Source organism: Morganella sp. TYF_1, from assembly GCF_043105645.1.
In the GTDB taxonomy this organism is placed as follows: Bacteria; Pseudomonadota; Gammaproteobacteria; order Enterobacterales; family Enterobacteriaceae; genus Morganella; species Morganella morganii_B.
Genome location: NZ_JBICLU010000019.1, coordinates 1 through 4558 on the forward strand (window position 1 = coordinate 1; position 4558 = coordinate 4558).

4 protein-coding genes and 4 tRNA genes are annotated in these 4558 nt (G+C 49.0%); 1 reads left to right on the top strand and 7 read right to left on the bottom strand.

Features of this window, described 5'->3' with window-relative positions; translation table 11 throughout:
• From ACF8OF_RS11095 to ACF8OF_RS11115, 5 genes are all read right to left on the bottom strand, one after another.
• A partial coding sequence (locus ACF8OF_RS11095; protein WP_072872526.1) for a GTP-binding protein occupies positions 1–503 on the bottom strand: 503 nt, incomplete at its 3' end.
• 110 nt (positions 504–613) lie between these two features.
• A tRNA-Thr gene (locus ACF8OF_RS11100) sits at positions 614–689 on the bottom strand.
• 6 nt (positions 690–695) lie between these two features.
• Positions 696–770, bottom strand: a tRNA-Gly gene (locus ACF8OF_RS11105).
• Between the two features lie 102 nt (positions 771–872).
• Positions 873–957 (bottom strand) — tRNA-Tyr (locus ACF8OF_RS11110).
• Positions 958–973: 16 nt separating this feature from the next.
• Positions 974–1049, bottom strand: a tRNA-Thr gene (locus tag ACF8OF_RS11115).
• A gap of 386 nt (positions 1050–1435) precedes the next feature.
• Here ACF8OF_RS11115 and coaA point away from each other — a divergent pair.
• On the top strand, positions 1436–2380 hold the full coding sequence (gene coaA / locus ACF8OF_RS11120; protein ID WP_025152624.1) for a type I pantothenate kinase: 945 nt from the start codon (positions 1436–1438) through the stop codon (positions 2378–2380).
• A 28-nt stretch (positions 2381–2408) separates the two neighbouring features.
• On the opposite strand, the gene birA is transcribed toward coaA, so the two are convergent.
• Together birA and murB are read right to left on the bottom strand one after the other, a co-directional pair.
• Positions 2409–3389, bottom strand: coding sequence for a bifunctional biotin--[acetyl-CoA-carboxylase] ligase/biotin operon repressor BirA (gene birA / locus ACF8OF_RS11125; RefSeq protein ID WP_262883892.1), 981 nt, complete (start codon positions 3387–3389; stop codon positions 2409–2411).
• The gene (gene murB / locus ACF8OF_RS11130) at positions 3386–4423 is read right to left on the bottom strand and encodes a UDP-N-acetylmuramate dehydrogenase (protein WP_392496625.1); all 1038 of its coding nucleotides are present in this window, start codon (positions 4421–4423) and stop codon (positions 3386–3388) included. Before murB ends, birA begins: the two co-directional genes overlap by 4 nt.
• Positions 4424–4558: the final 135 nt, after the last annotated feature.

Genomic DNA, 4558 nt, shown 5'->3' on the forward strand with positions numbered 1-4558 from the left:
GTGTCGTCGCCAGGGAAGTCGTACTGAGACAGAAGTTCACGAACTTCCATTTCAACCAGTTCCAGCAGCTCTTCATCATCAACCATGTCACATTTGTTCAGGAATACGATGATGTAAGGAACGCCAACCTGACGACCTAACAGGATGTGCTCACGGGTCTGTGGCATAGGGCCATCAGTTGCAGCAACAACCAGGATAGCGCCATCCATCTGTGCAGCACCGGTGATCATGTTTTTAACGTAGTCGGCGTGCCCCGGGCAGTCAACGTGCGCGTAGTGGCGGGTCGGAGTATCGTACTCTACGTGAGAAGTAGAGATGGTGATACCACGTGCTTTTTCTTCAGGCGCGTTATCGATCTGGTCGAATGCACGAGCGTTACCGCCGTAGGTTTTTGCCAGAACGGTAGTGATTGCAGCAGTCAGGGTAGTTTTACCGTGGTCAACGTGGCCGATAGTACCAACGTTAACGTGCGGTTTCGTACGTTCAAACTTTTCTTTAGACATTAGTTGTCCCTCTAAGACACGGAATCGGTGGTTTCACCACATCAACCAAGCAGTATTGCTTGTCTGGATATTTACAGGGAAAAAAATCAAGGAATGGAGAACAACGGAAGTGGTGCTGATAGGCAGATTCGAACTGCCGACCTCACCCTTACCAAGGGTGCGCTCTACCAACTGAGCTATATCAGCACATCTTGGAGCGGGCAGCGGGAATCGAACCCGCATCATCAGCTTGGAAGGCTGAGGTAATAGCCATTATACGATGCCCGCGTGAACTCGGCTACCTGACTTTAATCTGCTGTAACTGAATCCGGAGTATTTTACATCGAAGGAGTCTTGAGTAAAACACTCAGGATAATAATTCACATTGGATGGTGGTGGGAGAAGGATTCGAACCTTCGAAGTCTGTGACGGCAGATTTACAGTCTGCTCCCTTTGGCCGCTTGGGTATCCCACCTTTCCAAATTGTTAAATGGTGCCGGCACCAAGAGTCGAACTCGGGACCTACTGATTACAAGTCAGTTGCTCTACCAACTGAGCTATGCCGGCATCAAGTGCTGCGCATTCTATGGAGACTTTGCGCAGGATGCAACAAAAAAATCGCTGAAATTGTTCTTTTGCTCACAAAGTGGACATTCTTCCGTATTTTGCTGTTTTTTTCAATAGGTAATGTACAAATTAGCAGCGATCCTTATCACGTAAACTCTCAGTAATCACACCGATGAACTACCGTATACATAAATAATCCGCTTATTTTTAACGCCTTCTTTATGTCATGTGCAATGTAATTTATGTCCGCGACATCAAAAAAAATGCATTTTTTCAAAAAAATTGCTACGCCTGACTCCCATCTCTCGCTATGATGCGATTTATTTTCAGCCGGTACGGGTATTAATGACCTGTCCAACCTGCGTAATAAAGGCAGCTGTTGGTTTATGTATAAAGAAAAAGCGCTCTCTCCTTACCTCCATTTCAGCCGCAGTCAGTGGGCAACCCTGCGTAACTCCGTTCCGATGACGTTGTCTGAGCAGGAAATTGATGATCTGCGCGGTATCCACGATGAAATCTCGATTGATGAAGTTATCGCGATTTATCTGCCGCTGTCGCGTCTGCTGAACTTCTATATCAGCTCAAACCTGCGCCGCCAGGCTGTTCTGGAGCAGTTTCTCGGCAGAAATGAAGCGAAAGTCCCTTATGTGATTGGTATTGCCGGCAGTGTCTCTGTCGGGAAAAGTACCACAGCCCGGTTATTACAGGCGCTCCTGAGCCGCTGGCCGGAACATCGCAAAGTGGATTTGATCACCACTGATGGTTTTCTTCATCCCAATTCTGTGCTGAATGAACGCGGTATCATGAAGAAGAAAGGATTCCCGGAATCCTATGACATGCATAATCTGGTGCGTTTCGTTTCTGAAGTGAAATCCGGTAACCCCCGGGTGCTGGCGCCGGTTTATTCGCATCTGACCTATGACATTATTCCGGATAAACAGCTGGTCATTGAGCAACCGGATATTGTGATTCTGGAAGGTCTGAATGTGCTGCAGAGCGGGATGGATTACCCGGATTCTATGCACCATGTCTTTGTGTCCGATTTTGTGGACTTCTCTATTTACGTGGATGCACCGGAAGAATTACTCAAGAGCTGGTATATCGGACGGTTTCTGAAATTCCGTCAGGGTGCATTCAGTGACCCGAACTCCTATTTCCACCACTATGCACAGCTTGAAGAGAGTGAGGCCGTCAGTATCGCCTCAACCATCTGGGATGAGATCAACGGCCTGAATCTGCATGAAAATATTCTGCCGACCAGAGAACGGGCCAGTCTGGTGATGACCAAGGGCACCAATCATATGGTGACAAATGTTAAACTGCGGAAATAATCATTTTTTCTGTTAAAAACAAACCGGCTCAGGCCGGTTTGTTTTTTGCATTCACACCGCGAAGTGATATTTCTCCGCCGATATAGGGCGTAATTTCACCGAACTGATCTAATAATAACGCACCCTGTCCGTTTATCCCTCTGGAAACGCCAAAGACCTCACGCTCACCAATAATCAATTTTACTTCACGATTAAGGTAGTTATCGAACGCATACCAGCGTTCAATAAACGGGGTCAGTCCGCTTTTTTCAAACAGGTGCAGCGCATCCGTCAGATGTTTAATAAACTCCGCAGATAATATATTACGGTCGATCTGAATACCGGATTGCTGCAGGTTGATCCACTGCTGACCAATCTGATCCGTACCGTTACTTTCCATGGTCAGGTTAATCCCGATTCCGATAACCACATGCGCGGCATCCCCGGTTTTTCCCTGAAGTTCGACCAGGATCCCGGCCAGTTTTTTGTCATCCAGATATAAGTCATTCGGCCATTTGACTTTTACACCTGTCGCACCCAGCTCATGCAGTGTCTCGGCAAGCACAATACCGACGACCAGACTCAGTCCGATAGCCGCAGCAGGTCCCTGCTCAAGACGCCAGTACAGAGAAAGATACAGATTGCGGCCAAACGGAGAGATCCATTGCCGCCCGCGGCGACCACGTCCGGCATACTGGTATTCTGCTACACAGGCGTCGCCGGATGTCAGTTCCCCCACTTTATCCATCATATGCTGATTAGTGGAGCCGATGACCGGCAGCACTTCAACATTTCGTCCGGGCAGCAGTGTGCGGATCACATCCGGCTGTAGCAGATTCATCGGTGCAAAGAGACGGTAGCCTTTACCGGTAACCGTTTCCATCTCTATACCCATCTCACGTAAGGTACGGATGTGCTTATTAACTGCGGCCCGGGTCATTCCCAGCTTATCGCCGAGTTGTTCACCGGAATGAAATTCACCGTCGGATAAAATACCGATCAGCGTCAGCGGTACACTGTAATCTTTCATGCAATAGCCTCTGTGGCACTGATTTCACCCTCTGTACCGATAAACCGGACTTCCGGCTCCAGCTGAACCCCGAAACGGGCAGCAACCTGCTGGCGGACATAACGGGCGAGACGGATAACATCATCACCTGTCGCATTATCTCGGTTGATTAATACCAGCGCCTGATTCATATGCACCGCTGCTCCGCCTACCCGGTGGCCTTTCAGCTGGCACTGGTCGATAAGCCAGCCGGCAGCCAGTTTGATTCCGTCCGCCACCACATATTGCGGGCAGTCCGGATATTGTGTTTTGATTTTCTGCGCACACTCCGCAGTCACAACCGGATTTTTAAAAAAGCTGCCTGCATTGCCGGTTACGGCCGGGTCCGGCAGTTTGCTCATCCGCATCTGACAAACCATATCAAATACCTGCTGAGGAGTGACAGTCGCAGGATCCAGCGATTTCAAATCGCCGTAGCTCAGATTGGGTTTCCATACTTTCGGCAGTTTCAGACCCACCGCTGTGATGGCATACCCCTGCTGGTAATCATGTTTGAAAATACTGTCACGATAGCCAAAACGGCATTCTTCTGCGGTCAGGCGTGTTGTCTGCCCGTCTGACAGAGAGGTGACATCCACATAGTCACAGACGTCTTTAAATTCGGTACCGTATGCCCCGATATTCTGAATCGGTGCGGTACCGGCACAGCCCGGGATCAGCGCCAGGTTTTCCATGCCGTAAATACTGTTCACCAGCATCCAGCGGATTAATTCATGCCAGTTTTCACCGGCACCCACTTCGATAAACCAGGCATCCGGTGTTTCCCGGACCGTTTTTCCGGGGATCCGGTTAATGACAACGGAGCCATTGAAATCCTCAGTAAACAGTACATTACTGCCACCGCCTAACAGCAGGAAGGGGGATTTTTCCGTTTGTGCAGCCAGCCATAAGCGGCAGAGATCAGAAATGCTCTCTGCGACATCAATATGCCGGGCACCGGCTTCGATACCAAATGTGTGTAACTGGCGGAGTGAATCAGCAGGTTTGAGGGACATAATGAAAACTCATCTGACAAATATACGGTCTAGTTTATCAGTCCGCAGACGCGGATCCCAGCACTGCGGGATTTGTATTTTGGCGGGCTGTAAATGCAAAAAAGCCACTCAGATGAGTGGCTTTCTTTAAATATA

Coding starts and splice junctions, on each gene's coding strand:
- birA (WP_262883892.1), bottom strand. CDS start 3,389: ATGAAAGATTACAGTGTACCGCTGACGCTGATCGGTATTTTATCCGAC.
- murB (WP_392496625.1), bottom strand. CDS start 4,423: ATGTCCCTCAAACCTGCTGATTCACTCCGCCAGTTACACACATTTGGT.
- coaA (WP_025152624.1), top strand. CDS start 1,436: ATGTATAAAGAAAAAGCGCTCTCTCCTTACCTCCATTTCAGCCGCAGT.